The sequence below is a fragment of the Pseudolysinimonas sp. genome (genome assembly GCF_051954455.1).
Taxonomy (GTDB): domain Bacteria; phylum Actinomycetota; class Actinomycetes; order Actinomycetales; family Microbacteriaceae; genus Pseudolysinimonas.
Window position 1 is genome coordinate 1 of the sequence record NZ_JBQCHS010000011.1, and the last position, 25062, is coordinate 25062.

Annotated in this window: 25 protein-coding genes, 1 tRNA gene and 1 pseudogene; 9 read left to right on the forward strand and 18 right to left on the reverse strand. The window is 71.8% G+C overall.

Going from position 1 to position 25062, the window contains the following annotated elements; genetic code table 11:
- The 4 genes from ACTHM3_RS03400 to ACTHM3_RS03415 form a co-directional block, all read right to left on the reverse strand.
- A partial coding sequence (locus ACTHM3_RS03400) for a M24 family metallopeptidase (protein WP_440404686.1) occupies window positions 1–1013 on the reverse strand: 1013 nt, incomplete at its 3' end.
- Window positions 1010–2962 carry a DUF6807 family protein gene (locus ACTHM3_RS03405; RefSeq protein ID WP_440404687.1) on the reverse strand — a complete coding sequence of 651 codons (1953 nt, stop codon included), beginning with the start codon at window positions 2960–2962 and terminating at the stop codon, window positions 1010–1012. The genes ACTHM3_RS03400 and ACTHM3_RS03405, both read right to left, overlap by 4 nt.
- A gap of 328 nt (window positions 2963–3290) precedes the next feature.
- Window positions 3291–4187 (reverse strand): oxidoreductase, encoded by an 897-nt coding sequence (locus ACTHM3_RS03410; protein ID WP_440404688.1) that lies wholly within the window; start codon window positions 4185–4187, stop codon window positions 3291–3293.
- 91 nt (window positions 4188–4278) lie between these two features.
- A complete protein-coding gene (locus tag ACTHM3_RS03415; RefSeq protein WP_440404689.1) occupies window positions 4279–5232 on the reverse strand; it encodes an aldo/keto reductase in 954 nt (317 codons plus the stop codon).
- Here ACTHM3_RS03415 and ACTHM3_RS03420 point away from each other — a divergent pair.
- The 5 genes and pseudogenes from ACTHM3_RS03420 (at window position 5231) to ACTHM3_RS03440 (ending at window position 8076) form a co-directional block, all read left to right on the forward strand.
- Window positions 5231–6289 (forward strand): helix-turn-helix domain-containing protein, encoded by a 1059-nt coding sequence (locus ACTHM3_RS03420; protein WP_440404781.1) that lies wholly within the window; start codon window positions 5231–5233, stop codon window positions 6287–6289. The two genes, ACTHM3_RS03415 and ACTHM3_RS03420, sit on opposite strands and share 2 nt — an antisense overlap.
- A tRNA-Gln gene (locus tag ACTHM3_RS03425) sits at window positions 6250–6319 on the forward strand. The genes ACTHM3_RS03420 and ACTHM3_RS03425 overlap by 40 nt, the downstream gene beginning before the upstream one ends.
- A gap of 207 nt (window positions 6320–6526) precedes the next feature.
- A pseudogene (locus ACTHM3_RS03430) lies at window positions 6527–6652 on the forward strand (SUMF1/EgtB/PvdO family nonheme iron enzyme); the annotation flags it as partial.
- A gap of 44 nt (window positions 6653–6696) precedes the next feature.
- Window positions 6697–7686: a GlxA family transcriptional regulator gene (locus tag ACTHM3_RS03435; protein ID WP_440404690.1), complete on the forward strand. Its 990-nt coding sequence runs from the start codon at window positions 6697–6699 to the stop codon at window positions 7684–7686.
- A gap of 87 nt (window positions 7687–7773) precedes the next feature.
- Entirely contained in the window at window positions 7774–8076 is a 303-nt protein-coding gene (locus ACTHM3_RS03440; protein WP_440404691.1) for a tautomerase family protein, read from the forward strand.
- 96 nt (window positions 8077–8172) lie between these two features.
- Here the strand turns inward: ACTHM3_RS03440 and ACTHM3_RS03445 are convergent, their stop codons facing one another.
- Together ACTHM3_RS03445 and ACTHM3_RS03450 are read right to left on the reverse strand one after the other, a co-directional pair.
- The gene (locus ACTHM3_RS03445; protein ID WP_440404692.1) at window positions 8173–8907 is read right to left on the reverse strand and encodes an alpha/beta fold hydrolase; all 735 of its coding nucleotides are present in this window, start codon (window positions 8905–8907) and stop codon (window positions 8173–8175) included.
- Window positions 8908–8968: 61 nt separating this feature from the next.
- Window positions 8969–9760 carry an alpha/beta fold hydrolase gene (locus tag ACTHM3_RS03450; protein ID WP_440404693.1) on the reverse strand — a complete coding sequence of 264 codons (792 nt, stop codon included), beginning with the start codon at window positions 9758–9760 and terminating at the stop codon, window positions 8969–8971.
- Between the two features lie 132 nt (window positions 9761–9892).
- Here ACTHM3_RS03450 and ACTHM3_RS03455 point away from each other — a divergent pair, with 132 nt between their 5' ends.
- Window positions 9893–10717 (forward strand): helix-turn-helix domain-containing protein, encoded by an 825-nt coding sequence (locus ACTHM3_RS03455; protein ID WP_440404694.1) that lies wholly within the window; start codon window positions 9893–9895, stop codon window positions 10715–10717.
- A gap of 66 nt (window positions 10718–10783) precedes the next feature.
- On the forward strand, window positions 10784–11425 hold the full coding sequence (locus ACTHM3_RS03460) for a DUF1345 domain-containing protein (protein WP_440404695.1): 642 nt from the start codon (window positions 10784–10786) through the stop codon (window positions 11423–11425).
- 24 nt (window positions 11426–11449) lie between these two features.
- On the opposite strand, the gene ACTHM3_RS03465 is transcribed toward ACTHM3_RS03460, so the two are convergent.
- Window positions 11450–12352 carry a S41 family peptidase gene (locus ACTHM3_RS03465; protein ID WP_440404696.1) on the reverse strand — a complete coding sequence of 301 codons (903 nt, stop codon included), beginning with the start codon at window positions 12350–12352 and terminating at the stop codon, window positions 11450–11452.
- A gap of 199 nt (window positions 12353–12551) precedes the next feature.
- Window positions 12552–13106 (reverse strand): TetR/AcrR family transcriptional regulator, encoded by a 555-nt coding sequence (locus ACTHM3_RS03470; protein WP_440404697.1) that lies wholly within the window; start codon window positions 13104–13106, stop codon window positions 12552–12554.
- 37 nt (window positions 13107–13143) lie between these two features.
- Between ACTHM3_RS03470 and ACTHM3_RS03475 the strand changes: the two genes are divergently transcribed.
- Window positions 13144–14325: a zinc-binding alcohol dehydrogenase family protein gene (locus ACTHM3_RS03475; protein WP_440404698.1), complete on the forward strand. Its 1182-nt coding sequence runs from the start codon at window positions 13144–13146 to the stop codon at window positions 14323–14325.
- Window positions 14326–14381: 56 nt separating this feature from the next.
- On the opposite strand, the gene ACTHM3_RS03480 is transcribed toward ACTHM3_RS03475, so the two are convergent.
- Together ACTHM3_RS03480 and ACTHM3_RS03485 are read right to left on the reverse strand one after the other, a co-directional pair.
- A complete protein-coding gene (locus ACTHM3_RS03480; protein ID WP_440404699.1) occupies window positions 14382–15299 on the reverse strand; it encodes an alpha/beta fold hydrolase in 918 nt (305 codons plus the stop codon).
- A gap of 11 nt (window positions 15300–15310) precedes the next feature.
- Window positions 15311–16537 (reverse strand): MFS transporter, encoded by a 1227-nt coding sequence (locus ACTHM3_RS03485; protein WP_440404700.1) that lies wholly within the window; start codon window positions 16535–16537, stop codon window positions 15311–15313.
- A gap of 109 nt (window positions 16538–16646) precedes the next feature.
- On the opposite strand from ACTHM3_RS03485, the gene ACTHM3_RS03490 reads away from it, so the two are divergent.
- The gene (locus ACTHM3_RS03490; protein ID WP_440404701.1) at window positions 16647–17246 is read left to right on the forward strand and encodes a TetR/AcrR family transcriptional regulator; all 600 of its coding nucleotides are present in this window, start codon (window positions 16647–16649) and stop codon (window positions 17244–17246) included.
- A 37-nt stretch (window positions 17247–17283) separates the two neighbouring features.
- Here the strand turns inward: ACTHM3_RS03490 and ACTHM3_RS03495 are convergent, their stop codons facing one another.
- The 8 genes from ACTHM3_RS03495 to ACTHM3_RS03530 form a co-directional block, all read right to left on the reverse strand.
- A complete protein-coding gene (locus ACTHM3_RS03495) occupies window positions 17284–18618 on the reverse strand; it encodes an NAD(P)/FAD-dependent oxidoreductase (protein WP_440404702.1) in 1335 nt (444 codons plus the stop codon).
- A 63-nt stretch (window positions 18619–18681) separates the two neighbouring features.
- The gene (gene sigJ, locus ACTHM3_RS03500; RefSeq protein WP_440404782.1) at window positions 18682–19650 is read right to left on the reverse strand and encodes an RNA polymerase sigma factor SigJ; all 969 of its coding nucleotides are present in this window, start codon (window positions 19648–19650) and stop codon (window positions 18682–18684) included.
- Complete coding sequence (gene thyX, locus ACTHM3_RS03505; RefSeq protein ID WP_440404703.1) at window positions 19647–20366, reverse strand: FAD-dependent thymidylate synthase; 720 nt, start codon at window positions 20364–20366, stop codon at window positions 19647–19649. The genes sigJ and thyX overlap by 4 nt, the downstream gene beginning before the upstream one ends.
- A complete protein-coding gene (locus ACTHM3_RS03510) occupies window positions 20363–20782 on the reverse strand; it encodes a hypothetical protein (RefSeq protein ID WP_440404704.1) in 420 nt (139 codons plus the stop codon). The genes thyX and ACTHM3_RS03510 overlap by 4 nt, the downstream gene beginning before the upstream one ends.
- A gap of 50 nt (window positions 20783–20832) precedes the next feature.
- Window positions 20833–21708: a sugar phosphate isomerase/epimerase family protein gene (locus ACTHM3_RS03515; RefSeq protein WP_440404705.1), complete on the reverse strand. Its 876-nt coding sequence runs from the start codon at window positions 21706–21708 to the stop codon at window positions 20833–20835.
- The gene (manD, locus tag ACTHM3_RS03520) at window positions 21705–22943 is read right to left on the reverse strand and encodes a D-mannonate dehydratase ManD (RefSeq protein WP_440404706.1); all 1239 of its coding nucleotides are present in this window, start codon (window positions 22941–22943) and stop codon (window positions 21705–21707) included. The genes ACTHM3_RS03515 and manD overlap by 4 nt, the downstream gene beginning before the upstream one ends.
- Window positions 22940–24223, reverse strand: coding sequence for a mannitol dehydrogenase family protein (locus tag ACTHM3_RS03525; protein WP_440404707.1), 1284 nt, complete (start codon window positions 24221–24223; stop codon window positions 22940–22942). Before ACTHM3_RS03525 ends, manD begins: the two co-directional genes overlap by 4 nt.
- A complete protein-coding gene (locus ACTHM3_RS03530; protein ID WP_440404708.1) occupies window positions 24220–25062 on the reverse strand; it encodes a LacI family DNA-binding transcriptional regulator in 843 nt (280 codons plus the stop codon). Before ACTHM3_RS03530 ends, ACTHM3_RS03525 begins: the two co-directional genes overlap by 4 nt.

A 25062-nucleotide genomic window follows, 5' to 3' on the forward strand; every position in this document is an offset into this window, starting at 1 on the left:
GGGCGGGGGCCGTCGCCGGTCACGGGGGGCCAGCGGGGATCGACCGTGACCGGCTGGATGCCGTCAGCGCCGAGTCGCACGGTGTCCTCGATCTTCGTGCCGGGGGCGGACGGATTCCAGGTGAAGAACTGTCCGGCCACCACGAGGTCATCGGCGTCCGGTGTGGCCCGCGGATCGCGGCCCGCATAGCCGGCGGGTCCGCCCTGGTGGTGGGCGAGCCACTCCTCGGCGTCGAATCCATGACGCGGATAGGCGATCCGGATCTCCTCCAGGACGTCGCGCAGTCGCACTCCAGGAATGGTCGCGCGCAGGATGTCGGCCTCCACCTCGCGGATCCGCGCGTCGCGATCATGCTCTTCGGCCGTGGCCGCACCGAAGCGGACCCACCGGGTCAGGTTGACGATCAGCCCGTCGCGCCGGGCGCAGAGGACGACCATGGCGCGGTCGCCGAGGTCGGCCCCGGTCGGAAGCGGGTGACGGTATGCGAGCCGCGACTCTCCGGCGACGAGGACCACCACGGGATCGGCACCGATGCCGACGACCCCCGCGGCGATGCGCGCGGCGAGGCCGCGCTCGGTCTCGCGCGGGGTGGCCGGCCGGAGCGCGTCGGTGAGCACGACGGCCGCGTCGCGTCCGAGTCGCCGGAACCGCGCCGTCTCCTCCGGCAGGAATGCCTGGCGCGCGGCTCGGAGCTCCACCTCCAGCTCGGACTCCGGGACGATCGACGTCGCGACCGGGTCGAACCAACGGCGCGTGATGACCTCGACGTCGTCGGGGAGCTCCTCCGCGACCAGCCGCGCCGCCTCGTTCGACGTGACCAGGACGCGATCCACGACCCCGGTCGCCTCGACCGCGACGATCGGCGCGGCGGCGATGCCGACGTGCACGCGCGCTCCCTCGAGGTACCAGCCGAGGGCGGCGGCGCTGGTGAGCTGGACCGCGTCGAGGCCGCGCTCGTCGAGCAGGTCCCGGATCCGTCTCCGCTTGGCCTCGCGGTCACCGGCGGGGTTCATCGCACCGCTCCGAGCAGGCGCACGAGCTCCTCGTCGTCCCGCCGGCCGTCGGCGATCACGAGGGCGAAGGACCGCGTGACGCTCGATCCGGCGTCCAGACGGACCGGCGACTCCCAGGCGATTGCGGAACCCAGCCCCGGGTAGTCGGCGGACCTGACGAACCAGGGGTCCTCGGCCGTTCTTCCGTCGCGAGGGGCGATCGCGATCGACGCGTCGCCGTCCTCGAAGCGCGCCGACCAGGCGACCCAGGCACCGGGGCGCCCGTGAACCGCCGCCTCGCCGGTGCCCGCCTCGCCTCGCACGTCGACCTCGGCGCACGGTGCCAGCCGCCACATGAACCCGCCGTATCCGGCGCCGACCCGACCGTTGCTCCCCGGGCTGCCGAGGTGGAGGGAGCGCTGCGCGGTCAGCGAGAATGACATCGTCAGGCTCCACGCGTCCTCGACCCCGCGCGAGCACAGGACACGGCGCTCGACCAGGGCGACCCGCCCGTCGGGTTCGACCCACTCCAGCTCCTGGTCGGCGCCGTCGGTGCGCGTGCGAAGCGCAGTGCTGCGGATGGTGCCGTGGTCGTCCCGCCAGAGGTAGCCGCGATCCTGGACCCAGGTCCGTCCGCCCCAGAAGTTCGTGCCCCCGACATCCTGGATCGCGACGCCGAGGCCGAGGTGCCAGTCGTGATCGCGGGGATGGTGATCGGTCACCACGACCCCGCCCGGGGTGGTGATGGGGTGCAGATAGGGGCGGGGACTCGAGGTCGGCGTCACCGAGCCGCCGTCCTGGATCACCGCCCCGGCGCGACCCGGCCCCGTCACGACACCGAGCCGCGCGTCGCGGCGGGGGAGCGCCCAGGGGGCGCCGAGCTCCCGGAAGGTGGCAGACGCGTCCGCAGCGCGCACCACCCAATCGTCGATGTGGTCCACAGTCGGTCGCGCGTCGTCGCCTTGGCCCGTCCAGGTGACGTGATGGGCCGGGACGGGCTCAGGGTCGGGCGCCGTCCGGATCGCCTCGAGCACCGTCATGAACGCTCCGCTGTCCGCGAGCGGGGACAGGAGGGGCGCACCGGCGTCGCGGTGGTCGAGCAGGTTCTCAACGAGGTCGACGCGCCCGAACGAGTACTCGACGCCGTCGTCACGCACCACGACGTCCCGGGTGTAGGAGAAGTCGCCGGTCGCCTCGGTGCCGCGCACGATCACCACCGGATCCTTCTCCGTCGGCGCGTCGAGCGTCAGCGCCGCGGTGACGCTCATCCCCGTCGCGGTCGTCACGCGGACGACGCTCGCGTCGTCGGCCTCGCTCGCGTTGGCACGGTAGAGATCGGTCTCGACATGCACGACCTGTTCTCGCCGCGTGGCGCCCGCGAGCCGCAGGGCGGTCGAGACGGCGTGAGCCAGCGCATTGGTCGCCACTCCGTCCACGACGTCGACGCCGTCGAGCCGGCGTCGACCCGCCCACGGCGAGCGAGACCAGTAGGAACGGGCTCGCGACCACAGTCCGACGGCGGAGACGCCGCGGATCGCACCGAGACCCATCCGGTCGTCGAGCAGAGCCGGGAGCGCGAGCGAGCCCAGAGCCTGGAAGCCCACCTGCACGCTCCGTCCGTTCGAGCGCTGGGCGGCGAGGAGCTCGTCGAAGGCCGCCATCGACGACACGGGCGGCTTCTCCACGTACACGTCGGCACCGTGCCGCAGAGCGGCCGTCGCGATGGAGGCGTGGGTATGCAGGGGCGTCGCGACGATCACCAGATCGATCCCCTGCTCCCGTTGCAGCAGGTCGGCCGCGTCGGTGTAGAAGCGAGCTCCGCGTAAGCCGTCGACGGGCGGCCCCGCCGGGTCGGCGACGCCGATCAACTCCACCCGATCGCTGAGACGATCCAGATTGGCCAGGTGCACACCGCCGAAGCCGCGTACGCCGACGAGGGCGACTCGTGTCCGGGACGAACGGGACGTCATCGTGACCTCGACTTCTACGCAGGGGTTACTCGACTCTACTGAGAAAACGCTTTCTGTCCATGCATGCGTGGCGGCGGCTTCGTCGGTTCCCGCGAAGGGGGCCATCAGACGGCTGCCCGAGCGCACCGAGTTCGACGACAGGATCCGTCGTCTCGACCGCCCTCCAGCATCCGGGCGTGCACCTGGATGCAATCGGCCTATGTTGAATCGCGGCGAGCGCGTCGTGGAACGCGACATCGGCGCCGGCAACCCGCCGACGTGGGATAGATCGGGCTCCGAAACCAGAATCCCTCGCAGGCCGTGATTCGACGCGTCCGCCGCCGTCCGGCTATCCGGGCCCATCGCTCGCGGCAGCCAGCAGAGGCACGACGATGTCGCTGATCGGCGTCGGAAGACCGAGGGAACGGCCCCGTCGTCGCACGACTCCGTTGCGGACGTCCCACTCCAGCGGCACGCCGTCGTCGCGGTCCGCGAGGATCGATGTGCCCCGGTCCGCCGGTGCGCGGCGAAAGTCCGCGAGGATGCGGTTCGGGGTCTCGTCGTCGAGCTCCGCGCCGTCTGCCCGGGCTACCGCGAGGCACTCCTCGAGGTACGCGAGGGCGACGGATCCCACATCCTCGCGCCGGAACATGCCGGATCGCCGCCCCGTGAGCGCCATGAGTCCGGCTGTGGCGTTCTGGAGCAGCTTTCGCCAGGCGAGGGTCCGAAAATCGTCCGACACCTCGACAGCGCATCGTGTGCCACGGAGGACGTCCCGGACGGCGAGCGCGCCTGCGGCGGCGGGCAGGCTCAGGCGCGGGGGTGCGAGAAGGCGGACCGATCCGGCAGGGTCGCGGGCGGCCGGGAACCAGACGACGGACGGCACGATCACGGATTCCGGCACGAGAGGCGCGACGGCGTCGACCTGCTCCAGACCGTTCTGCAGCACGCACACCGTGGTCGTCGGCGCGCAGAGCGCCCGAAGCCAGGGTGCTGCTGCGGCCGTCTGCGTCGCCTTGACGGCGAGGAAGACCACGTCCGCCGGCTCGGCGCCGCCGTCCGGCTCCGTGTGCACCGGACCGGGGACGATGATCGTGCCGTCGGCCGTGTCGAGACGGAGACGGGGACGGGGACGGCGGCCGGCGAGGAACGGCGTACGACCGTCCTCGGACAACGCGGCCGCGACGACGGTGCCGATCGCCCCCGGGCCGACGACCGCGACGCGGGATCGCCCTGATCCAGTCATTCGAGAAAAGTACTCCGTCCCGCACGAACGTCCCGCGCGCGTCGGACCAGGCAGGCGACACAGTCGCCGACGTCCGCTCGCACCCGCACGATCACATCTGCTGCTCCCACCCGCCGCGGGTCTCCGCGTTCATCGCAGCGGCGAGGGATTCGAGCTCGGTCGTCTCGGCGGTGCTGAGGACGATCCTCGTCGCCCGCGCGAGGCCGTCGATGTGGTGGGGCTTGGTCACCCCGACGATGGGGATGGCGCCCTTCTCGATCGCCCATGCGGTGGCGACATCGGCGGCACGGGCCCCGTGCGACTCTCCGATGCGTGCCAGGGCGTCGGTCAGGTCCTGCATCTGCGGAAGCATGCTGTTGTACATCTCGGCACGCGTGCTGCCCTGGGGCATCGGGTGCTGCGGGCTGTAGCGGCCGGAGAGGGCGCCCTGTTCCAGCACCATGTACGCGAAGAACCGGATGTCGTGCGTTCGGCAGTAGTCGAGGATGCCGGCCCTCTCGGATGCGCGGTGGAGCAGGCTGAAGTGGTTCTGGGCCGCTTCGACGCGGTAGCCGGCGTCGCGGAGGATGCTGTCGGCGAGACGGAGCTGTTCGAGGTTGTGGTTCGAGACGCCGACTCGCTTCACCGTGCCGCTCTCCAGCAGCGGGATCAGCTGCGGGGTCCACCGGGCGACATCCGCCGGGTTGTGGATCCAGTACAGGTCGATGTGATCGGTTCTCAGCCGGGTGAGGCTCTGCTCGAGCATGTCGGCGACGGGCGCGGGTCCGGTCCCGGCGGCCTGCGGGGTGAACTTCGTCGAGAGCTGGTAGTCGTCCCGGCGGAAGCGTCGGAGCACCTGACCGAGGACCGTTTCGGAGCGTCCCATTCCGTAGACCACGGCGGTGTCCCACATGGTGAACCCGGCGTCGTGCGCCTTGTCGGCGATGTCGTCGAGGGCGGCCTCGTCGAGTTCGCTCCCGAACCATCCGTCGCCCGTTCGCCCGCTGTCTCCCCACGCCCAGGTGCCCAAGGCGGCGATGCCGTGCTGGGTGGTGTCGTTCGTCATGTCGTTCCAGTCCTCTCGTTGCAGGTCAGCCGGTCGGCCGCATGACCATGGAACGGCGGCGCGGGCTGCGGCGGGAGTTGCTGCTCTTCCGCGTTCCGGCACAGCCTCCCTCGTCTGGCCGACTCGGCATACGGTTCGTCGTGTGGATGAACGAGCCGAGGTCCGAGACTTCTTGATCGATCGCCGCGGGCGGGTCAGCCCGGCCGACGCCGGCCTGCCGGCCTACGGCGGGAATCGCCGCGTCTCCGGGCTCCGCCGAGAAGAGGTCGCGATGCTCGCTGGTCTTTCCGTGGACTACTACACCAAGGTGGAACGGGGAAACCTGTCCGGCGTCTCCGAAAGCGCCTTGTCCGGCATCGCACGAGCGCTCAACTTCGACGAGAGCGACAGCGAGCACCTTGCCAACCTCGCGCGTCGGGCGAACACGACCCGAACCCGCCGCAGCGCACCCCGGGAGCCCCGACTTCGATCGTCCATCCGACAGGTCCTGGACGCGATCGAGGACGCGCCCGCCTGGGTGCGGAACCGCCGGTACGACATCCTCGCCACGAACGGCCTCGGGCGAGCCCTCTTCGTGCAGGCGTTCGCCGATGCCGCGAAGCCCGCGAACCTCGCCCGCTTCACTCTGCTGGATCCGGCGGCGAAGACGTTCTGGCGGGACTGGTCACGTGCCGCGACGGACACCGTCGCATACCTCCGCACGGAGGCCGCCCGCAGCCCGGACGACGAGATGATCTCGAACCTCGTCGGCGAATTCGCGACACGCAGTGCCGAATTCCCGCGGCTCTGGGCCAAGCAGGACGTCCGCTTCCACCGCACCGGCAGCAAGTCGATCCACCATCCCGTCGTCGGCGATCTCGACCTGGACTTCGAGGCGATGGAGTTCCCGTCCGACCCGGGCATGGTTCTGACCGTCTATACGGCAGAACCGCACTCGCCGAGCGCGGACGCTCTGCGACTACTCGCCGCCTGGTCCACCGAGGAGGCGTCCCGCGGCCGAGCTGGGGCCGCGATCCGCGGTGGTGCGACGGCAGCACGACGGCCTCTGGAGCCGTGAGACCCGGGTTCGAATCCGGGGGAGGGCTGGCTGAGACCTTCTGATATCTGGGCTGCTCCGGTTCTGATATCTCCGGCGATCGGATTCTGATATCTCGGCGTACTGGTGGCTTCAAATCCCACCGGTACCGCCAGCTGAGAGCCCCGGAATCGTTGAGATTTCGGGGCTCTAGCCGTCGGGCGGCTGAACGCGTTCGCGAACGCCCGCTCCGGCAGCATCGCGCCGGGGGATGTGACGCCGCGGCACGTGACCAAGGGCGGCTCGCACCTGTGCGCGCCGGAGTACTGCCTGCGCTACCGGCCCGCCGCGCGCAGCGCCCAGACCGAGGACTCCTCCACCACCCACCTCGGCTTCCGCGCCGCGGCTCGGGTAGTGTCGAGCCACCTCGGACGGGTGGAGTCGGCACGATGGCGATGGCGGCGATCCAGCGCATGGGCATCCTCGTCTACGACGACGTCACGATGATCGACGTCGCCGGTCCGGCGGACGTCTTCTCCCACGCGAACGCGTTCGGCGCTCGCTACGAGACGGTGCTGATCTCGCCCGACGGCGGTAGCGTCCGTGCCTCTAACGGTCTGACCCTCACCGCCGGACTCGCCGCGGCGGACGCCGGCGCGCTCGACACGATCATCATCCCCGGCGCGTACGGCATGGTCACCAGACCGTTTGACGACTCCGTGATGTCGGCGGTAACCGATCTGACGGCGCATGTCCGCCGGATCGCGTCGGTCTGCACCGGGTCGTTCCTGCTCGCTCAGGCGGGGCTGCTCGACTTTCGTCGAGCCACGACGCACTGGACGCAGGTGGAGCTGTTCCGGCGTGCGTTTCCCCGGGTGCGCGTGCTGCCGGACTCGCTGTTCGTGCGCGACGGCGACATCATCACCTCGGCCGGGGTGAGCTCCGGGATCGATCTCGCCCTGGCGATCGTCGAGGACGACGCCGGGGCCGAGATCGCGCGCAAGGTGGCTCGCCAGATGGTGATCTTCCTCCAGCGGCCGGGAACGCAATCCCAGTTCTCCGCGCCGTCGCGCGAGCACATCCCCTCCGATAGCCCGCTCCGCCGGCTCACCGATGCGGTCGCCGCCGATCCTGCCGGCCGCTATTCGCTGGCCGACATGGCCTCGATCGCCCGTGTCAGCGTGCGCACGCTCACGCGGCTGTTCCACGACGAGATCGGTACCACGCCGTCGCGCTACGTGGAGTTGATCCGTATCGAGGCTGCGCAGACCCTGCTCCAGGAGGGCGCGACCGTCGCCGTCGCGGCGGAGCGGAGCGGCTTCGGGAGCGCCGAGACGCTGCGTCGCGTGTTCGTGTCGCGGGTGGGGTCGAGCCCGTCGGTCTACCTCGAGCGGGTCCGGTCGGGTGACGCGGCCGGATCTGTGGGATCTCCGGCCTGATCCCGGGGGCTGCGGGCGGCCTCCAGAACCCAGAGTGGAGGCATCCGGCGATCCCGTCGGGTGCCGCTCTGAGCACTGGAGAATGTCATGCCCTTTGTCAACGTCAAGCTCGTCGACGGTGTCTTCACCGAGTCCGAGAAGCACGCGATGGCCGCCGCCCTGACCGACGTGATGGTGAAGTTCGAGGGGTCGGAGGCCTTCCGCGAGGTCGTCTGGGTTCTCATCGAGGAACTCCACACCGACGGCTGGCACATCGGCGGCGAACCGTTCCGTGGTCCGCTCAGCCTCATGGACAGCCTCGGCCGTTCGAAGGCGGTCTACGAGTCGATCGACGGTCACCCGGTGACGCGTCCCGAGCTCGCCGCGGCGGCCCCCGTCATCGAGAAGTAGCGACGTACTCGCGGTCGCGAGCGCCCGGCCGCGCATGCGGGACGGACGCACGATGGGCGGGCCCCCTCCGGGGTCCGCACATCGTGCTGGAGGCTCTCAGGCGTCGCTGCGAGAGATGAAGTCCTCGACGGCCTTCTCGATGAAGAGGGCCACCGCCTGCGGCTGGGCGACGAACGCCGTATGGGAGGCCTGGATGCTCTCCGTGTGCGCGTTCATGCGGGCGGCCATGAACTCCTGGAGCTTCGGCGAGATGGAGTTGTCGTCGGTGGAGACGAGATACCAGGTCGGGGTCGAGTCCCAGCCCCGCACGGTGGCAGCCTGGGTGAAGGCGAACGCGGCGAGCGGACGCTGCGTTGCGAACATCGCGCGAGCGGTCGCGACGGACGAATCCCCGGCGAACACCTCGCGGAACCGCTTCTCCTTGATGTATAGATCGGGGCCCCCGGGAGCGCCCGGCGCGTCGTACGAGGTCGGGGCGTTCTCCGTGGCGAGAAGCGATGCCGGATAGCTCTTCTGGATCGTCAGGCAGTCCTCGCCGACGTCGAGACCGAAAGCGGCGAGATACACCTGGCCGATGACGTTGGGAAGGCCCGCGGCGACGGCCCCCATCACGGCGCCCCCGTAGGAGTGGCCCACGAGGACCACCGGTCCGTCGATCGCGGCGACGCGGGTGCGGATCGAGTCGGCGTCGGACGCGAGTCCGCGTAGCGGGTTCGGCGGCGCGACGACGGGATAACCGTGGGCCGCGAGGTGCTCGATGAGTCCGGCGTAGCCCGAGGCGTCGGCGAACGCTCCGTGGATCAGGACGATGGTGGGTGTTGTGTCGTTCATGGTGCGTGCCTTTCGTCGGGTGGTGCGGGTGAGGGGGTGTCGGTGCGGGTCTGGTCGCGCTTCAGGCCGCCGATGACGAGGAGCGCAGCACGCCGTCCGCGAATCCGGCGATCGCGTCCGCGAGGGCGCGCGGCGCCTCGAGCGGAATGAGGTGCCCCGTGGCGGGGAGGGCCAGCGAGCGGGCATCCGCGAGGTAGGGCACGAGGTTGTCCCGGAGGACCTCCGCGGGCTCGACCTGATCGTGCTCGCCCGCGATGACCAGGGCGGGTACCCGCACTCGTCGGGTCTGCTCGGTGATGTCCTCGGCGATGCCGCGCAGGGGCCATTCGATGCGTGCCTCGGGCGCGTTCGACAGCGAGTCCTCGAGGATCTGCGCCGCGAGCCGCTCGCCGAGCGGTGACGCGGTGAGGATCCCGTCGCGGGCGCCGGCCACGGTCTCCACCGAGTCGTAGGCATGCGAAAGCCCCTCCCGGTAGGTGGGGGTGACGGCGTCGGCGGGCTTCGCCGGGCCGGAGGCCACCAGCACGAGTCCGCGCAGTCCGGCGGGCTGCCGCCCGGCGATCAGCTGCGCCACCTTGCCTCCCATCGAGTGACCGACCAGGAGGTAGTCGCGGACGCCCGCTGCCGCGAGCACCGCGAGGGTGTCCTCCGAGAGCTGCCGCAGCGTGTACGGCCCAGGAAGGCCCTTCGACCGGCTCCATCCGCGGAAGTCGATGGCGAGGGTGTCGCGGCCCGGGAGAAGGTCGATGACCGGTCGCCAGGTGCGCGCCGAGCCTCCCCAGTAGTGCAGGAACACCAGCGTCGGGCCGGTTCCTCCCCGACGGTCATAGGCGGGGAGATGCTGCCGTGTCATGGTCATTCGATACCTGCCTTCTTGAATCGATCCGTTGTCGATGACTCCATTTCACGCACATAACGGATCTGAAGCATCAGTGCGATAGGTCGCCCGATGGTGAAAAATGGACACATGGCGAGAGTTCGGTCTTTGACCTATCAGCCTCCGGATGCGAGCTCCGCCGCCGTGGAGGTGCAGACGTTCACGCAACTCCGCCAGCTCGACGAGATGCACACGCAGCGGGGCGACTTCCATGTGCTGGCGCTCGTCGACGCCGGGCGGGGCCGCGTCACGGTCGACTTCCGCTCGTTCGCGCTCGTGCCGCGGACGATCGTGTGGATTCCGCCGGGTGCCGTTCACCGCTGGGACGACATCGGCGGCGTTCGCGGGGATCTGGTGCTGTTCGTGCCGACCGCGCCCGTCACGCCCGCCGTCCGGGAGCTCGCGGCGCGGCCGCACAGCGTCCCGGCGTGGACGGTGACCGACTCCCGGTGGAGTCACGTCGATGCCGCGCGCGCGCATCTCCTCCTCGAAGCCCACGATCCAGTCGCGGGCTCGGCGCCGGAGCTGCTCCAGATCCTGCTCTCCGCGCTTCTCGCCAGTGTCGACGCGCCCCCGCCCGCGCCCGCGGACGCGACGATCAATCCCACGTTCGACCTGTTCCGCTCCACGGTGGAGACGCATTTCCGGGCGCACCACGACGTCGGCTACTACGCGCGCGCACTCGGATACTCGCCCCGGACTCTCACGCGAGTCGTCCAGCAGAGCACGGGCGACACCGCCAAGGCCTATCTCGTGGAGCGCATCGTCCTGGAGGCCAAGCGCCTACTGGTGCACGATCGCCTTCCGGCCTCGCGTGTCGCCCGCGAGCTCGGCTTCCCCGACGCGTCCAACTTCTCGCTGTTCTTCCGGAAGGTCGTGGGGATCCCGCCCGGCACCTGGCGGGAGGCGGCCGAACGGGGTGATGCCGGATGATCTCGCCGTCGTGATCACTCCTGCGCGCCGCCGCTGCCTGCGCGCGCCGTCTGGGACGATCTGGTCGTGGCCCCGTCCCGCACCCTCGAGTCCGCGCGCCGGCTGATCGTTATGATCGCGGCGGGAGCCGCTTCCGCGGTGCTCAGCGGCGTCGTGTGGGGCTGGGAATACGCCCCGACGACCGGATGGGCCGTCGCCTGCGCGGTCTATATCACCTGGGTGTGGATCGCGATCGCCCGCATGGACGGCGCGGCGACCAAGCAGCGCGCCCAGCAGGAGGACCCCACCACCGCGATCTCGGAGCTGATGACGCTGATCGCGGCGGTCGCCAGCATCGGCGCGGTGATCCTGCTCATCGTCGTCTCGCGCGACGCGCACGGGGTCGTGAAGGTCATCGTGCCGCTCGCCGTCGTGGTCAGCGTCGCGCTGTCCTGGACCCTGATCCACACCCTGTTCACGCTGCGGTACGCGCGCCTGTACTTCTCCGACGCCGATGGGGGAGTCGACTTCAACCAGAGCGGGTCTCCCCGCTACGTGGACTTCGCCTACCTCTCGTTCACCATCGGGATGACCTATCAGGTCTCCGACACCGACCTGACGACCCACGCGATCCGCTCGACGGCGCTGCGTCAGGGGCTCCTGTCGTATCTGTTCGGCGCCGTCATCCTCGCGAGCGTGGTCAATCTCATCGCCGGGATCGCCGGCTGACGGGTGCGCGCCCCGCGCCCGTCGTCATCGGGTGCGCAACCACGTCGCGGCCGCCGCCGGGGCGTCGTCGGTGGCGCGCTCGTCGGGGACCAGGGGCCGCCCGTAGCGCACACCGGTGCGGTCGGCGTCGACGGCGACGGTCAGGTTGATGACCGCTCCGTCGCGCAGCGTGACGGGTTGGTTCGCCGTGCTGTACCCGTACGTCGGGGTGCCGAACGAGCGCACGTTCGGCTGCCCGGTGAAGCTGATCGCGACTCCTTCCGCGGAGCTCCCCGTCATGCCGTTCACGAGGACGGCGACGGGGAGGTCCGACTTCGGCATCGAGCCCGGCGCGCTCGCCTGCACGGCGCCGTCGAGCAGCACGCTGTCGCCGGCGATCGAGACCCCCTCCGAGCGGTCCGCGCGCTCGAACGCCATCACGCGGCCGTCGGTCAGGAGCGGCGACAGGGCGGCGAGCATCGGCCAGATGTTGCCGCCGTGGTTGTCGCGCAGGTCGACGATCCAGCCGACCTTCGTCTGCGTCCGAGCCTCGTCGAGACCGCGGCGGAGGGTCCGGATCCAGCGGTCGGTCACCTCTTGATCGTTGCTGACGAGCGTCGGGACGACGATCGTCGTCACGCCGTCCGCGGTCCGGACCGAGGGGTCGTCGGCCGTCGACCCGCTCTCCGTCCGGCCGAACTCCTTCTTCGCCTCGCTCGGGGTGAGGAACGCGCTGTGTCCGCCGCCGAGCTCGTGGACCGCGTCGCGGAGCGCGCCGTAGGTGCCGGCGTAGTCACGGGCGTTCCGCACCTCGTCGGCGACCCGCCGCCGCACCTCGGCCACCCGCTGCGGGGTGCTATCGACGCCGGAGGCCATCCGGTCGACCGCTCCATCGGCGTACTGCTGCGGAGTCGGCGGTATGATCTCCACCCCGAGGCGATTCAGCACTGCGCCGCCGCCGCCGACGGCCAGCGCCGCCGCAACGACCGCCGCTCCGACTATTACGAGACGTCGTTTCCGAATGACCACACTCGATGCTCACCCGGTGGCGTCGGGGCGCACGTCCACCGGTCGAGTGAGATCGCGTCGCGTCTCGGCGGAGGGGGCCCTCCTCCCGCAGGATGAAGGATGCGGACGGCCGCCGGGGTCAGCCGGCGGTCGTGACCTCGTGCCAGGTCGCCTCGACGACCTCGGCCAGCGCGTGATCCGGTGCGTCGATCCACTGGTCGAGGCTGAGCTCGAACGTCAGCGCCGCGAGCCGAGCGAGCAGGAGCGCCTGCCGCGGGTCGGCCCCGCGCTCCTGGAGCGCGGCCCGGACGGCCTCGGCGAGCCGGTCGTACTGGAGCAGCTCCCGCTCGCGGAGCTGCGGTTCGCCGCGGATGATCCGGCGGCGCCGTTCGATCGGCGCTCTCCACTGCTCCAGCTCGAGGGCGGCGGCCCGGAGGCCGAAGACCACCAGGCCGCGTGGGGGGAGGTCGTCGCCGGCCGTGAGGAGTGTGGCCGCGACGACCTGCGGGAACTCCCGCTCGCGCAGGAACAGCACGTCGCGCTTGTCGGAGAAGTGGCGGAAGAAGGTCCTCGTGGTGAGGCCCGCGCCGTCGACGATCTGGGGGATGGTGGTCGCCGGGTATCCCCGTCGCTCGAACAGGTCCATCGCCGACGTCTCCAGGCGGAGGGCGGCGTCCGGGGACCAGCGGGGCATGATTCCGATGATGGCACATCGTGTCATCGGTGCTACCGTGACGACACACCGTGTCATCGTCCAGATCGGAATCCGCGTGTCCACCGACATCCCGCACCCCAACGCCGCTGCCCTGATCGATGCGCCCTACGGCGAGCTGACGGTGCGCCCCGTCCCCGCCCCGGTACCGGCGGAGGGTCAGCTCGTCGTCCGCGTCCGAGCCGTCGCGATCAACCCGCTGGACGCGATCGTGCAGTCCAACGGACGGCTGATGTACCGGTGGCTGCCGTACCCGGCGGTGCTCGGGGAGGATGTCGCCGGCGAGGTCGTCGCGGTCGGTGCCGGCGTCTCGGACTTCGTCGTCGGCGATCGGGTCTGCGCGTACGCGATGGGCATCGAGAAGGGGCACGACGCGGTGTCGGAGGGCGGATTCCAGCACATCGTCGCCGTGCCGGCGTCGATGTCGGCGCGGATCCCGCACGGGGCGGCCTTCGAGGAGGCCGCCGTCCTGCCGCTCGCGCTCTCGACCGCCGCCGCCGCGCTCTTCGAGACCGCACAGCTCGCCCTGGACCTCCCCGCCCCCGGCTCGGCGGCACCGCGGGACGAGATCGTCGTGGTCTGGGGAGGCGCCACCTCGGTCGGCAGCAACGCCATCCAGCTCGCGCGGGCCGCCGGCTACCGGGTCGTGACGACCGCGTCGCCGGTCCGCCACGACGCCATGCGGGCGCTCGGGGCGGAGGCGGTCTTCGACTACCGGGACCCGGACGTGGTCCGAGCGGTCGTCGACGCGGTGCGCGGGTCGACGGTCGCCGGGATCGTCGCCATCGCCGTCGGCTCGGCCGAGCCCTGCGTGACGATCGCCGCTGCGACGGGTGCCCGCCGGATCGCTCTCACCAGTCCGTCCGTCTCCTTCTACGATCAGCCGAGGCGGGCCGGCCTCTCCCTCCGCCGGCTGCGCCTGATCACACGCCTGGTCGCCTCCAACGTCGCCCTGCAGGCGAGGTGTGCGGTGCACGGGATCCGCGCCCGCTTCGTGTGGGGGAGCTCGATCGCCTCCAGCGCCGTCGGCCCCGCCATCTGGCGCGACTACCTTCCCGCCGCGCTCGAGTCCGGTCTCCACCGTCTCGCGCCCCGCCCGCGCGTGATCGGGACCGATCTCGAAGCGGTCCAGCACGGGCTCGACCTGATGCGCCGCGGAGTCTCCGCCGAGAAGCTCGTCATCGCCCTGGCGGGCGAGTAGGGCGCTTCTCGCGGGGTCCGATGGGGAGTCGGGTGCCGGTATCGCGAGGCGACACGTCAGACGGCGCGGATCCACCCGCGGAGCACGGACACGAGTTCGACGCTCCGCTCGAGCGGGAGCCAGTGCCCACCGGGCAGGTCGGCGACGGTGAGATCCGAGCAGCTGCGGCGCATCGGGTCGCCTTGCGCGTTCCCATCGATGCTGCAGATCAGGTCCCAGGCGCCGTTCACGAAGAGGACCGGTATCGAGAGCCGCCCGCCGTCGGGGGCTGTCGCCGCGTAGGCCGCGTTCGCCTCGTCGTTCAGATACCAGGAGCACGGCCCGCGGAATCCACGCTCCGAGAACGCCTCGACGAGCGCGTCGAAGTCGTCGGCGGGCCAGATCGCCGGGTCGGGCCTGATCTCCGGAGCGCGGTGCGCGTCGCCGAAGCGACCTCCGCGGCGGGTGACGACGGCCGAGGGCGACACCGTCCCGACCGACGCCGGGTCGCCGGCTCGGAACACGGAGGCGAAGCTGCTACTGATGTCGGCATCGAGGTCGGCGACGGCCTGGTCGAAATGCGTCGTGTAGAAAGCGTTCGACTCCGGGAAGTGCGCCCACGACACGAGAGCCGCGCCCCGGAGCCGACCGGGCTCGTGCGCGGCGAGAGCCCCGACCACGATGCTGCCCCAGTCGTGCCCGACCCACACCGCCGTGCCGCCCCCGAGATGGTCGTGCAGCTCGGTCATGTCGCGCACGATCTCCTCGATGCGGTACGCCTCGGCGGCCATCGGCGCGGACGACCCTCCATAGCCGCGCAGGTCCGGGGCCACGCAGTGCCAGCCGTCGGCGGCCAGGGCGTCGAGCTGCGCGCGCCACATGAGGCCGATGCCCGGCCACCCGTGCAGGAAGAGCATGAGCGGGCCGGTCGAGGGGCCCGCCTCGAGGTACCGGGTGGTGTGGCGAGCGGTGGCGAAGGTGCGCGTGGAGGGCATGGCGGCTCCGTTCATCGGGGATCGGCGGTCACGCGGGCGTCGGCGGATCCCCCGATCGCGCGTCGCCCGCGGGCGCCGATCGCCGCGGCGCGGACGATGAGGGCGATCTCGAAGGCTCCGTACGCGATCGCGGTCGCACGGAGGCCGACGACCCCGACGGCGATCCCGGCGAGGAGCGCCGGAACGCTGAACGCCCCGTAGCTGACGACATACATGGACGCGAAGACCCGGGAGCGCTGCGTTGCGGGAGCGACGTCGGCGAGCGTGCCGAGCACGGCGCGGAACGTCGCTCCGAATCCCGTACCCGCGACCGCCGACCCCACGAGATAGAGAGGAAGGGAGGCGGACGTCGTCGCCAGGAGCGTGATCAGCACGCCGGCGGCGAGGCTGAGGAAGCCCGCCCGGCCCCGGATCGAGGCGGGGAGGAGCGACGAGCCGGCCGAGCCCAGAGTGCCGGCCGTGAAGTACGCGCCGAGGATGAGGCTGGACATGAAGTGGCTCCGGACGCCGAGCACCGAGGCCACGATCGACGTTCCGAGGGAGAGGTACAGACCCGCCAGCGCCCACGTCGCGACCATCGACGGGATGAGCGCGACGAAGGCGGGCCGGACGCCGCCGGGCACCCCGGCATCCGGGATCAGCGAGCGCGCCACGGCGGGCAAGGACACTCCGGCGGCCGCACGGCCGCGGTCGGGAACCGCCCACACCAGCGCCGCGAGCAGCACGTACGCCACCCCGAGGATCCAGAACACGAGCTGTCGCGGCAGCGGGGCGAACTCGACCAGTGCGCCGGACAGGACCGCGCCGATCGCGATGCCGAGCGGCGAGGAGGCGCTGGTCGCCAGCGATCCGATTCGCGCGTTCGGAGCCGTCTCGGTGATCATCGCCGTCGCCGCGCCGGTGGCGGCGCCGACGGCGAACCCCTGCACGATGCGCGCGGCGATCAGGTCAGCGGCGCTCCCGGCTGCGGCGAAGAGCCCCATCCCGGCGGCCAGGAGCAGAAGCGAACCGCTCACCACGGGGCGGCGTCCGACCGCGTCCGACAGGGAGCCGACCGTCAGGAGGGCGACGACGAGGGCGAGGACGTAGACCGCGAACACCAGCGTCAACGTCGCGGCGGAGAAGTTCCAGAGACGTTGGTAGACGGGGTACAGCGGCGAGGGCGCGGACGCGGCCGTGAGGGTCGCGACGCCGACGGCGGCGGCGACGAGGAAGGGGGCGGGTCGGGGGCGGGTCACGGGTGCTCCGGTGATATCGCGAATAAAGTTGCGTTAGTGAAGATAGCGGTCGCCTGGCACTTAACGCAATGCAAATAGCGATAGGACAGATCATCGCTAGAGTGTCGGCGTGCCGGAGCGAACGACGGGTCAGCGTCCGGGCGGCAGAAGCAGCCGCGTCGTGGCGGCGGTCTATGCCGCGGTGGGGGAGCTCGTCGGCGAGGGAGTCGAGCGCCTCACCTTCCCCCTCATCGCCCAGCGGGCCGGTGTTGCGCCGACCACGCTGTACCGGCGGTGGGACGACATCAACGCCCTGCTCGAGGAGGCGACCGTCGGCGCCCTCACCCGCGACGGTGAGGACGTGCCGGACACGGGATCGCTGGCGGGCGATCTCGCGGCATGGGCTGACGCCGTCCTCGCGGACATCACCCGGATCGAGCGCGCACGCTACCTCCGCGCGATGGTCTCGGCCCGGACCGATCTCGTGACGCACTGCTCGGTCACCGAGCGCCGGGCCGCGCAGGCGCGCGCGGTCATCCAGCGCGCCGAGGCGCGGGGGGAGCCGGTGCCGACCGAGACGCAGGTGCTGGATCACCTCATCGCACCGCTGTACTACCGGGTCGTCTTCGCGCTGCCCGTCGACGTCGCCGACGGGCAGCGGCTGGCGGAGGACGTCATGGCCATGGTCGCGGGGCAGCGTCCGGCGACGCCCCCTCGTCCTCGCCATTGACCTGTGCATCGGGCCTCTGCGCGGCGAGCGCGCGATGTCACCGACGCGTCGCCGGCTCCTCCTCCCGGCGGTTCGCCGCGGCGAAGGCGGCATGGGGATCCCGCAGCGACGGCAGGGCGACGATGTCGCGGCCGGCGAAGAACGCCACGATCCAGAGCGCGAGCACCCGCACCTTGCGCTCCATGGTCGGGATCGCCAGGACGTGGTACCCGCGGTGCATCAGCCAGGCCGCGAGCCCCCGGATGACCAGGCCGTGGTACTGGAAGATCCCGTCGCCCATCCCGAGGGTCGCGACGACGCCGAGGCTCGCGTGCCGGTAGGGCGTCGGCTCCTCGTCGCGGAGGGCGGCCACGATGTTCCGGGCCAGCCGCTTGCCCTGGCGCACGGCGTGCTGCGCGTTCGGCACGGTGCGTCGAGCGGGGTCCCCGGCGAGGTCCGGGACGGCCGCGGCGTCACCGGCGGCCCAGGCGCCGTCGACCGGCTGCTCGCCGGTGCCGACCCGGAGGTCGGGGCGGACGACGACGGCGCCGCGCGCGTCGATCGGCAGATCGGTGTGACGGGCGATCACGGGATTCGCGGCGTTGCCCGCCGTCCAGACCACGATCCCGCTGTCGAAGCGCTCCCCGGTCGACAGCTCGACCGTGCCGCCCTCGAGGGACCGCACCTGCGTGTCGAGATGGACCCGGATCCCGCGTTCCTCGAAGTGCTCGACCACCCACCGACCGGGACGGTCGGTCACCTCGGGGAGGATCCGCCCGGTCGCCTCGACGAGGTGGAAGCGCAGCTCGTCCGGCCGGATCTCGCGGTAGCGGCGGAGCAGGCTGACGGCGAAGGAGTGGAGCTCGCCGGTGACCTCGACCCCGGAGAAGCCGCCGCCGACGACCGTCACCGTGAGCAGCCTGCGGCGTTCGGCTCCGGCGGGCAGGGCGACCGCCCGGTCGACGGACTCGACCAGGCGGTCGTGGACCTCGACTGCCTCCTCGATGGTCCGCATGCCGATCGCGTGCCGCTCCAGCCCCGGGATCGGGAACGTGCGGGTGGTCGCGCCGGCGGTCACGACCACCTGGTCGTAGCCGAGTTCCCGCCGTCCACCGTCGATCGTTCGGATGCGGGCCGTGCGGTGCGCGTGGTCGAGCCGTTCGAGGTCGCCGCGGACGATGCGGGTGCGCCGGAGGTGCCTGCGCAGCGACACCGCGAGGTGGCGCGGCTCGATGGAGCCGGCGGTCAGCTCGGGCAGGAACGGCTGATACGTCATGTACGCCCTGCTGTCGAGGACGGTCACCTCCGCCTCGCCGGCGCGCAGTCGGTGCTCGAGGCCGAGGGCCGTGTAGAGGCCCGCGTAGCCGCCGCCGATGATCAGGATCCGTTCCATCTCTCCGTCCTCCCGTCGCGGACCCGCCTATCCGGGTCCGTCCCTGAGGGGGCGATGACCCCCTCACTCATCTCGACGGCATAGCGACCCGGAATGTGAGGCGGCGGACGGGCCGCGCTCCGCCGCGCTCCACGCGCCGAGCTTCTCGGGGTTGAGCATCAGCCAGACGTCGTGGATGCGGCCCGCCAGGACCGCCAGCGTCACGACGCCGACGCCCTCGCCCTCGGAGCGGAACACCAGGCCCGTCTCCCCGTTGACCTGCCGTTCCTCGACGACCATCGCCGGCCGCTTGGAGAGCGCGCCGACGAGGAAGCGCCCCACCCGGTCGGCGCCGCGGACGGGTCGCAGCGCCGCGCGGATGCGCCCTCCGCCGTCGCTGATCGCCGTAACGTCGGGGTCGAGGAGGCGGGTCAGGCCCGCCAGGTCGCCGGTGCGCGCGGCCTCGCGGAACGCCCGCACGACCTCCGTGTGCTGCGCCGGCGCCGCGGCGCCCTGCCGCCGATCCCGCACGTGGCGACGGGCGGAGGAGGCGAGCTGCCGGGCGGCGTCGGGGGAGCGCCCGACGATCCCGGCGATCTCCGCGAACGGCAGGCCGAAGACGTCGTGCAGGACGAACGCGACGCGTTCGGCGGGCGTCAGCGATTCGAGCACCACCAGCAGGGCCATGGAGACCGACTCGTCGAGGGTGATGCGGTCGAGCGGATCGAGGGGATCGGATCCGGTGAGCGGCGACCCGGGCAGCGGCTTGGGCAGCCATTCGCCGACGTAGCGCTCACGGCGATGACGGGCCGAGTCGAGGATGCTCAGTGCGACCCGCGACGCGACCGTCGTCATCCACGCGGCCGGATTGCGGATCGCGGCGCGCTCGTCGTCGTCGAGCTGGGACCAGCGGGTGTAGGTCTCCTGCACGACGTCCTCGGCCTCGCTGCGCGAGCCGAGCAGCCGGAACGCGACGTCGAGGAGGTGCCGGCGCTCGGACAGGAGCTCGTCGATCGGGACCGCGTCGCCGGTGCGGTCGTGGTCGGCGCTCAGGGGGCGACCCGGCCGGTGCGCACGAACGCCGCGTGGGTCCGCGGCATGAGCAGGCGGAAGTGATCCTCCATCCGTTCGGCGACCATCTCGATCTCGCGCTGGGGGAACGACGGGAACCGGGCGTCCTCGCTGCGGGTGCGCAGCGAGACGAGGTTCATGAGCGAGCGCGCATTGAGCGTGACGTACGCCGAGGAGTACGTGTTCAGCGGCAGCACCGTCCTCGCGATCTCGCGCGCGATCCCGGCGTCCAGCATGCGCTGGTAGGCGGCGTGGGCCGCCTCGGACGCCGCGCGCACCTCGGCGTCGACGAGCTCGGCCTGGTCGCGCGTGCCGTCGACGAACCGGTACGCGCCCGGCTTGCCCTCCTGGACGAGCGCGCGGTCCGGCGCCGGGACGTAGAACACCGCCCCGATCTCCCGGTATCGGCTCGACTCCTCGTTGTAGGAGGCGGTCCGGTGGCGCATGAGTTCGCGGAACACGAAGATCGGCGCCTGGACGAAGAACGTCATGGCGGTGTGCTCGAACGGCGAGCCGTGCCGGTCGCGCAGGAGGAACTCGATGAGACCGGTGTCGCGGTCCGTCGCGTCCTCCGCGGAGCGGGCGGCGGCCAAGGTCTTCTCGCCCTGGGTGGACACGCGTGCGGCGAACACGACGTCCGCGTCGCGCGCCGACGCCCGCACCAGGTCGACGGTGAGGTCGCTGCGGAACCGGATCATCCGCGGCTCCCGGATCGGGGACGTGCCGGGATCAGCAGGATGACGCCGAGCGCGAGGCTCACGACCAGGCTGACCACCGTCCCGATAGCGTCCTCCGTCGTGCCGTGGTCGAGGTGCACGACGTGATACGCGAAGTGCAGGAGCCCGAACACCGTCCACGCGATGCCGACGATCCGGAACACGACGGACGAGCGCCAGATGAGCGCTCCCGCGCTCGCCGCGGAGAGTGCCAGGTACATGGCTCCCACGTCGCGGATGAGGTGCTCGTTGAACGGACCATCGATGTCGATCCAATGGCCGAGCACGCCGGGGAACGCGTCGTAGAAGCCCGTCGGGAAGAAGTACGCCCAGACGCCGACGAACAGGCCGAGCGCCGTCGCGAGGGCGAGGGCGATCACGTGGATGGTGCGAGTCATACCCCTTCGACCGCGCAGCCCGATGGAATGTGAGGTTGCGCCCTCCGGGCTCAGAACCTGTCGCCGAACCCCAGGTCCACGAGGTTCCGCCGCGAGAGGGCGAGCGCCTCCCAGACGTCGCGTCCATACAGGCGGTCCTGCTCGACGAGCAGGTGCTGGACCCCGGCGGCGTCGGCCGCGGCGATGATCGCACGCCAGTCGAGGGCGCCCTCGCCGACCTCGGTGAACTGCACGAGCCCCTCGAGCTCCGCCGACCATGCGGCCGCGTCGCCCGCCTCCTGCGCGTCGAGCGCGGCCGCCGACGGCCACGCGATCCGGTAGTCCTTGAGATGGACCAGGCGCACGCGCCCGGCGGAGGCCGTGATGGTCCGCTCCGGGTCGCGGCCGCCGCGCGCGATCCAGAAGGCGTCGAGCTCGAGCCCGACGCTCGGGGCCCGCTCGACCATGACGTCGAGGAGTGTGCCGGCCCCGGCCCGGATGAACTCGACGTGGTGGTTGTGGTAGCAGAGCGTGATGCCGTGCTCGGCGAAGCGGTGGGCCGCCTCCTCGGCCCGGTCGGCGACCTCCTCGAACGCGGCGAGGGAGCGCAGGCCCGAGGGCGGCAGCATCCCGATCCGGACGAGGTCGACGCCGAGGGTGCGCGCGTCGTCGACGATCTTGTCGAACGCCGTGTCGATCCCGTCGTTCGATCCGCCTGAGGTGAGCGCCGCCGAGATCGCCGCGTACGAGAATCCCAGCCCGTCGCGCGCGGCGGCGAACGCCTCGACGTTCGCGCGCGTCATCGGCACCTGCGAGATCTCCGCCGTCCGGTAGCCCGTGTCGACCACGCGGCCGAGCGTCGCCGTCACGCCGTGCTCGGCGATCTCGCCGGCGAGCATCATCGCCTGCACCCCGATCCGGCCCTTCGCCGGCTCCGCGCCGCTCACCAGTCGTGCACCGTTCCGTCGGCCAGCCGGTTGTACGGCAGGTACGCCCGTTGGTACGGATGCGCCGCCGCCGCCTCCAGATCGATCTCGACGCCGAGGCCCGGCTGGTCGCCGGGGTGCAGCATGCCGTCGCGCCAGGTGAAGCTCTGGCGGAACACCCGGTCGGTGCGCTCGCCGTGCTTCATGTACTCCTGGATGCCGAAGTTGTGGATCGCGAGTCCCAGGTGCATCGCGGCCGCCATGCCCACCGGCGAGATGTCGGTCGGCCCGTGCATGCCCGACTTGATCTGGTACTGCGACGCGTAGTCGAGCACCTTCTTGAGGTGGGTGATGCCGCCGGTGTGGGTGACGGCGCTCCGCACGTAGTCGATGAGCTGCTCCCGGATGATGAGCTGGTAATCCCAGACGGTGTTGAAGATCTCGCCGATCGCGAGGGGCGTCGTCGTGTGCTGACGCACCAGGCGCAGCGCCTCCTGGTTCTCCGCGGGGGTGCAGTCCTCCAGCCAGAACAGGTCGTACGGCTCGAGCGACTTGCCGAGCTGCGCCGCCTGGATCGGGGTCATCCGGTGGTGGCCGTCGTGCAGCAGCGGCAGCTCCGGCCCGAACTCGTTCCGGACCGCCTCGAACACGGTCGGGATGTGGCGCAGGTAGGAGCGGGTGTCCCAGTCCTCCTCGTTGGGCAGGCCGCCGCGCTGAGCCGGCTCGTGGTCGTAGCGCACGCCGGTGTTGGCCTCGTAGGTGGCGTTCGACGCGATCCCGTAGATGGACTTCAGGCCGGGAACCGCCGACTGGATGCGGATCGCGCGGTACCCCTGCTCGAGGTGCTGGTGCACGGAGTCGAAGAGCTCCGGCAGGTCGCGGCCCGACGCGTGGCCGTAGGCGAGGAGGCCGGTGCGGGAGGCGCCGCCGAGGAGCTGGTAGACGGGCATCCCGGCGGCCTTGCCCTTGATGTCCCACAGCGCCATGTCGACCGCGGCGATCGCCGCCATCGTGACCGGGCCGCGCCGCCAGTAGGCGCTGCGGTACAGGAACTGCCAGGTGTCCTCGATGCGGCCCGCGTCGCGACCGATGACGAGCGGCACGACGTGCTCGCGCAGGTACGCGACGACGGCGAGCTCGCGGCCGTTGAGGGTCGCGTCGCCGAGGCCGGTGAGCCCGTCGTCGGTGGTCAGCCTCAGCGTGACGAAGTTGCGGTCCGGGCTCGTGACGATCACGTCGGCGGACTCGATGTTCATGTCTCCTCCTCGAGAAGCGCGCGCGTCAGGTCGACGATCGCGGGGTCGGTCAGGCGCGGGTCGATCCGCGCGAGGGCGGTGGCGATCGGCTCCGATCGCTCCCGCACGTCGGGTTGCCGCAGCCAGGCGGCGAGCACCCGGGCGTGCGCGGTGCCGGGGCGGCCCGCGGCGCGCTCCGCGAGCAGCACCGGGGGCACGCGCATCCGGAGCTTGAGCTCCGTATCGAGGCGGATCTGCGCGAGCTCGTGCCGGATCCGCGCGTTCTCGAATCTCGCGAGCAGCTGCGCGCGGTACTCGCCGAGGCCCGGCAGGTCGAGCTGGCGCGCGCACGCGTCCCACAGCTCCTCGACGCGCCTGCGGAGGGTCCGGTCGGCGATCGCCTCGGCGACGGTGCTGCAGCCGCGGAGCCCGCCCGCCAGCGCGAGGTAGGTGTGGGCGCCGTTCAGCATCCAGAGCTTCCGGCGCTCATACGGTCCGACGTCGTCGACGAGGTCGACCGCGTCGCCCCAATCGGGTCGTCCGGCCGGGAACGAGCCCTCGATGACCCAGCTCGCGAACGGCTCGGCCACGACGGGGCTCGCGTCGTCGACGCCCGTGAGCTCGCGCACCAGGCGGCGGTCGTCGTCGGTGGTCGCCGGCGTGATGCGGTCGACGGAGCAGGAGGCGACCGGCGCCTCCACGGCGATCCAGGCGGCGAGCGCCGGGTCGACCCGGTCGGCGAGGGTTTGCAGCGCCCCGGCGACGAGTCGGCCCGCGTCGGCGAGGTTGTCGCACGGGACGACGGCGATCGGCCCGCCGCCCGCGTCGCGGCCCGCACGCACCGCGTCGACGAGCCGGCCGAGCGGGGTGGTCGGCCGGCGCCGGTCGCGGAGGGCGTCGACATCGCGCCGGACGGCGTCGTCGGCGAGATCGAGCGCACCCGCGCGGTCGAGGCGGTAGCCCGCCTCGGTGACGGTCAGGGTGACCATCGCGGTCGAGGCGCGGGCCACGATCTCGCGGAGGAGGGCGTCGTCCGCCGCGGACCCCGTCCGCACCAGATTCGACAGCACCTGCAGCTCGTCGCGCTCCGGCCCGCGCTCGACGAGGGTGAAGAGGCCGTCCTGAGCCGCGAGCGCGTCGGCCGTCGCGCTGCCGCGGCCGCCGAAGGAGGCGAAGCCCCAGCGCTCCGCGTCGGCGGCCCGCGCGGTCAGGGCGACCTGATGGGAACGGTGGAACGCACCGAGCCCGAGGTGGGCGATCCGCACCGGAGGCGCCGCGCCCTCCCGCCGCAGCGCGGTCATGCGTGCGCCGCCGTCCGGTCCGGAGCGGGCGCGGTGCTGTCGCGCACCACGAGCTCGCAGAGGAAGTCGACGCTGGTCGCCCGCCCCGGTCCGTGCGCCATGAGGTCGCGCAGGATGCGCCCCGCCTCCTCGCCCATGGCACGGAGGGGCTGGCGCACGGTGGTGAGCGCGGGGAAGACGGCGCCGGCGAGCAGCTGATCGTCGAAGCCGACGATCGAGAGCTCCTCCGGCACGGCGACGCCGGCCCGCTCGGCGGCGTCCAGGGCGTCGAGCGCCTGCAGATCGTTGCCCGCGACGATCGCGGTCGGTCGGCGGTCGCCCGCGAGGAGTGCCAGGCAGGTCTCCCGCGCCGCGCCGGGCGAGAACGAGAGCTCGTGGGCCCACGCCGACGGCACCTCGACCCCTCCGGCGAGCAGCGCGGCGCGGGCGCCGGTCGACCGCTGCACGGCCGACGGCATCGTCGCGGGGCCCGAGAGCAGGGCGATGTCGCGGTGGCCGAGCGCGAGCACGTGCTCGGCGGCGAGGCGGCCGCCGCGGTGCTGGGTGGCGCCGACCACGCTGCGGTCGTCGAGCCCGACGCCGTGGGTGTCGACCACGACCACCGGGATCCCGAGCGCGTCGATCGCGGCGAGCGCGTCCGGCGCGGGGCCGGTCGGCACGAGGACGACGCCCGCGGGCGGTCGGCGCTGCAGTCGCCGCATCCAGCTGCCGTCGAGGTCGGCGCCGCCCCTCCGCAGGTCGTGCCGCGAGCCCTCGAAGGCGCGCGCCAGTCCGGCGAACAGGGGCGGGTTCAGCAGGCTCGTGAGCGAGCCGAACACGACGTCGATGACCCCGGTCAC

What these genes read in the sequence shown, in the direction of transcription:
- ACTHM3_RS03405 (WP_440404687.1), bottom strand. Translation starts at nt 2,962, where the DNA reads ATGACGTCCCGTTCGTCCCGGACACGAGTCGCCCTCGTCGGCGTACGC.
- ACTHM3_RS03410 (WP_440404688.1), bottom strand. Translation starts at nt 4,187, where the DNA reads ATGACTGGATCAGGGCGATCCCGCGTCGCGGTCGTCGGCCCGGGGGCG.
- ACTHM3_RS03420 (WP_440404781.1), top strand. Translation starts at nt 5,231, where the DNA reads ATGTCGTTCCAGTCCTCTCGTTGCAGGTCAGCCGGTCGGCCGCATGAC.
- ACTHM3_RS03415 (WP_440404689.1), bottom strand. Translation starts at nt 5,232, where the DNA reads ATGACGAACGACACCACCCAGCACGGCATCGCCGCCTTGGGCACCTGG.
- ACTHM3_RS03435 (WP_440404690.1), top strand. Translation starts at nt 6,697, where the DNA reads ATGGCGATGGCGGCGATCCAGCGCATGGGCATCCTCGTCTACGACGAC.
- ACTHM3_RS03440 (WP_440404691.1), top strand. Translation starts at nt 7,774, where the DNA reads ATGCCCTTTGTCAACGTCAAGCTCGTCGACGGTGTCTTCACCGAGTCC.
- ACTHM3_RS03445 (WP_440404692.1), bottom strand. Translation starts at nt 8,907, where the DNA reads ATGAACGACACAACACCCACCATCGTCCTGATCCACGGAGCGTTCGCC.
- ACTHM3_RS03450 (WP_440404693.1), bottom strand. Translation starts at nt 9,760, where the DNA reads ATGACACGGCAGCATCTCCCCGCCTATGACCGTCGGGGAGGAACCGGC.
- ACTHM3_RS03470 (WP_440404697.1), bottom strand. Translation starts at nt 13,106, where the DNA reads ATGCCCCGCTGGTCCCCGGACGCCGCCCTCCGCCTGGAGACGTCGGCG.
- ACTHM3_RS03480 (WP_440404699.1), bottom strand. Translation starts at nt 15,299, where the DNA reads ATGCCCTCCACGCGCACCTTCGCCACCGCTCGCCACACCACCCGGTAC.
- ACTHM3_RS03495 (WP_440404702.1), bottom strand. Translation starts at nt 18,618, where the DNA reads ATGGAACGGATCCTGATCATCGGCGGCGGCTACGCGGGCCTCTACACG.
- thyX (WP_440404703.1), bottom strand. Translation starts at nt 20,366, where the DNA reads ATGATCCGGTTCCGCAGCGACCTCACCGTCGACCTGGTGCGGGCGTCG.
- ACTHM3_RS03510 (WP_440404704.1), bottom strand. Translation starts at nt 20,782, where the DNA reads ATGACTCGCACCATCCACGTGATCGCCCTCGCCCTCGCGACGGCGCTC.
- manD (WP_440404706.1), bottom strand. Translation starts at nt 22,943, where the DNA reads ATGAACATCGAGTCCGCCGACGTGATCGTCACGAGCCCGGACCGCAAC.
- ACTHM3_RS03525 (WP_440404707.1), bottom strand. Translation starts at nt 24,223, where the DNA reads ATGACCGCGCTGCGGCGGGAGGGCGCGGCGCCTCCGGTGCGGATCGCC.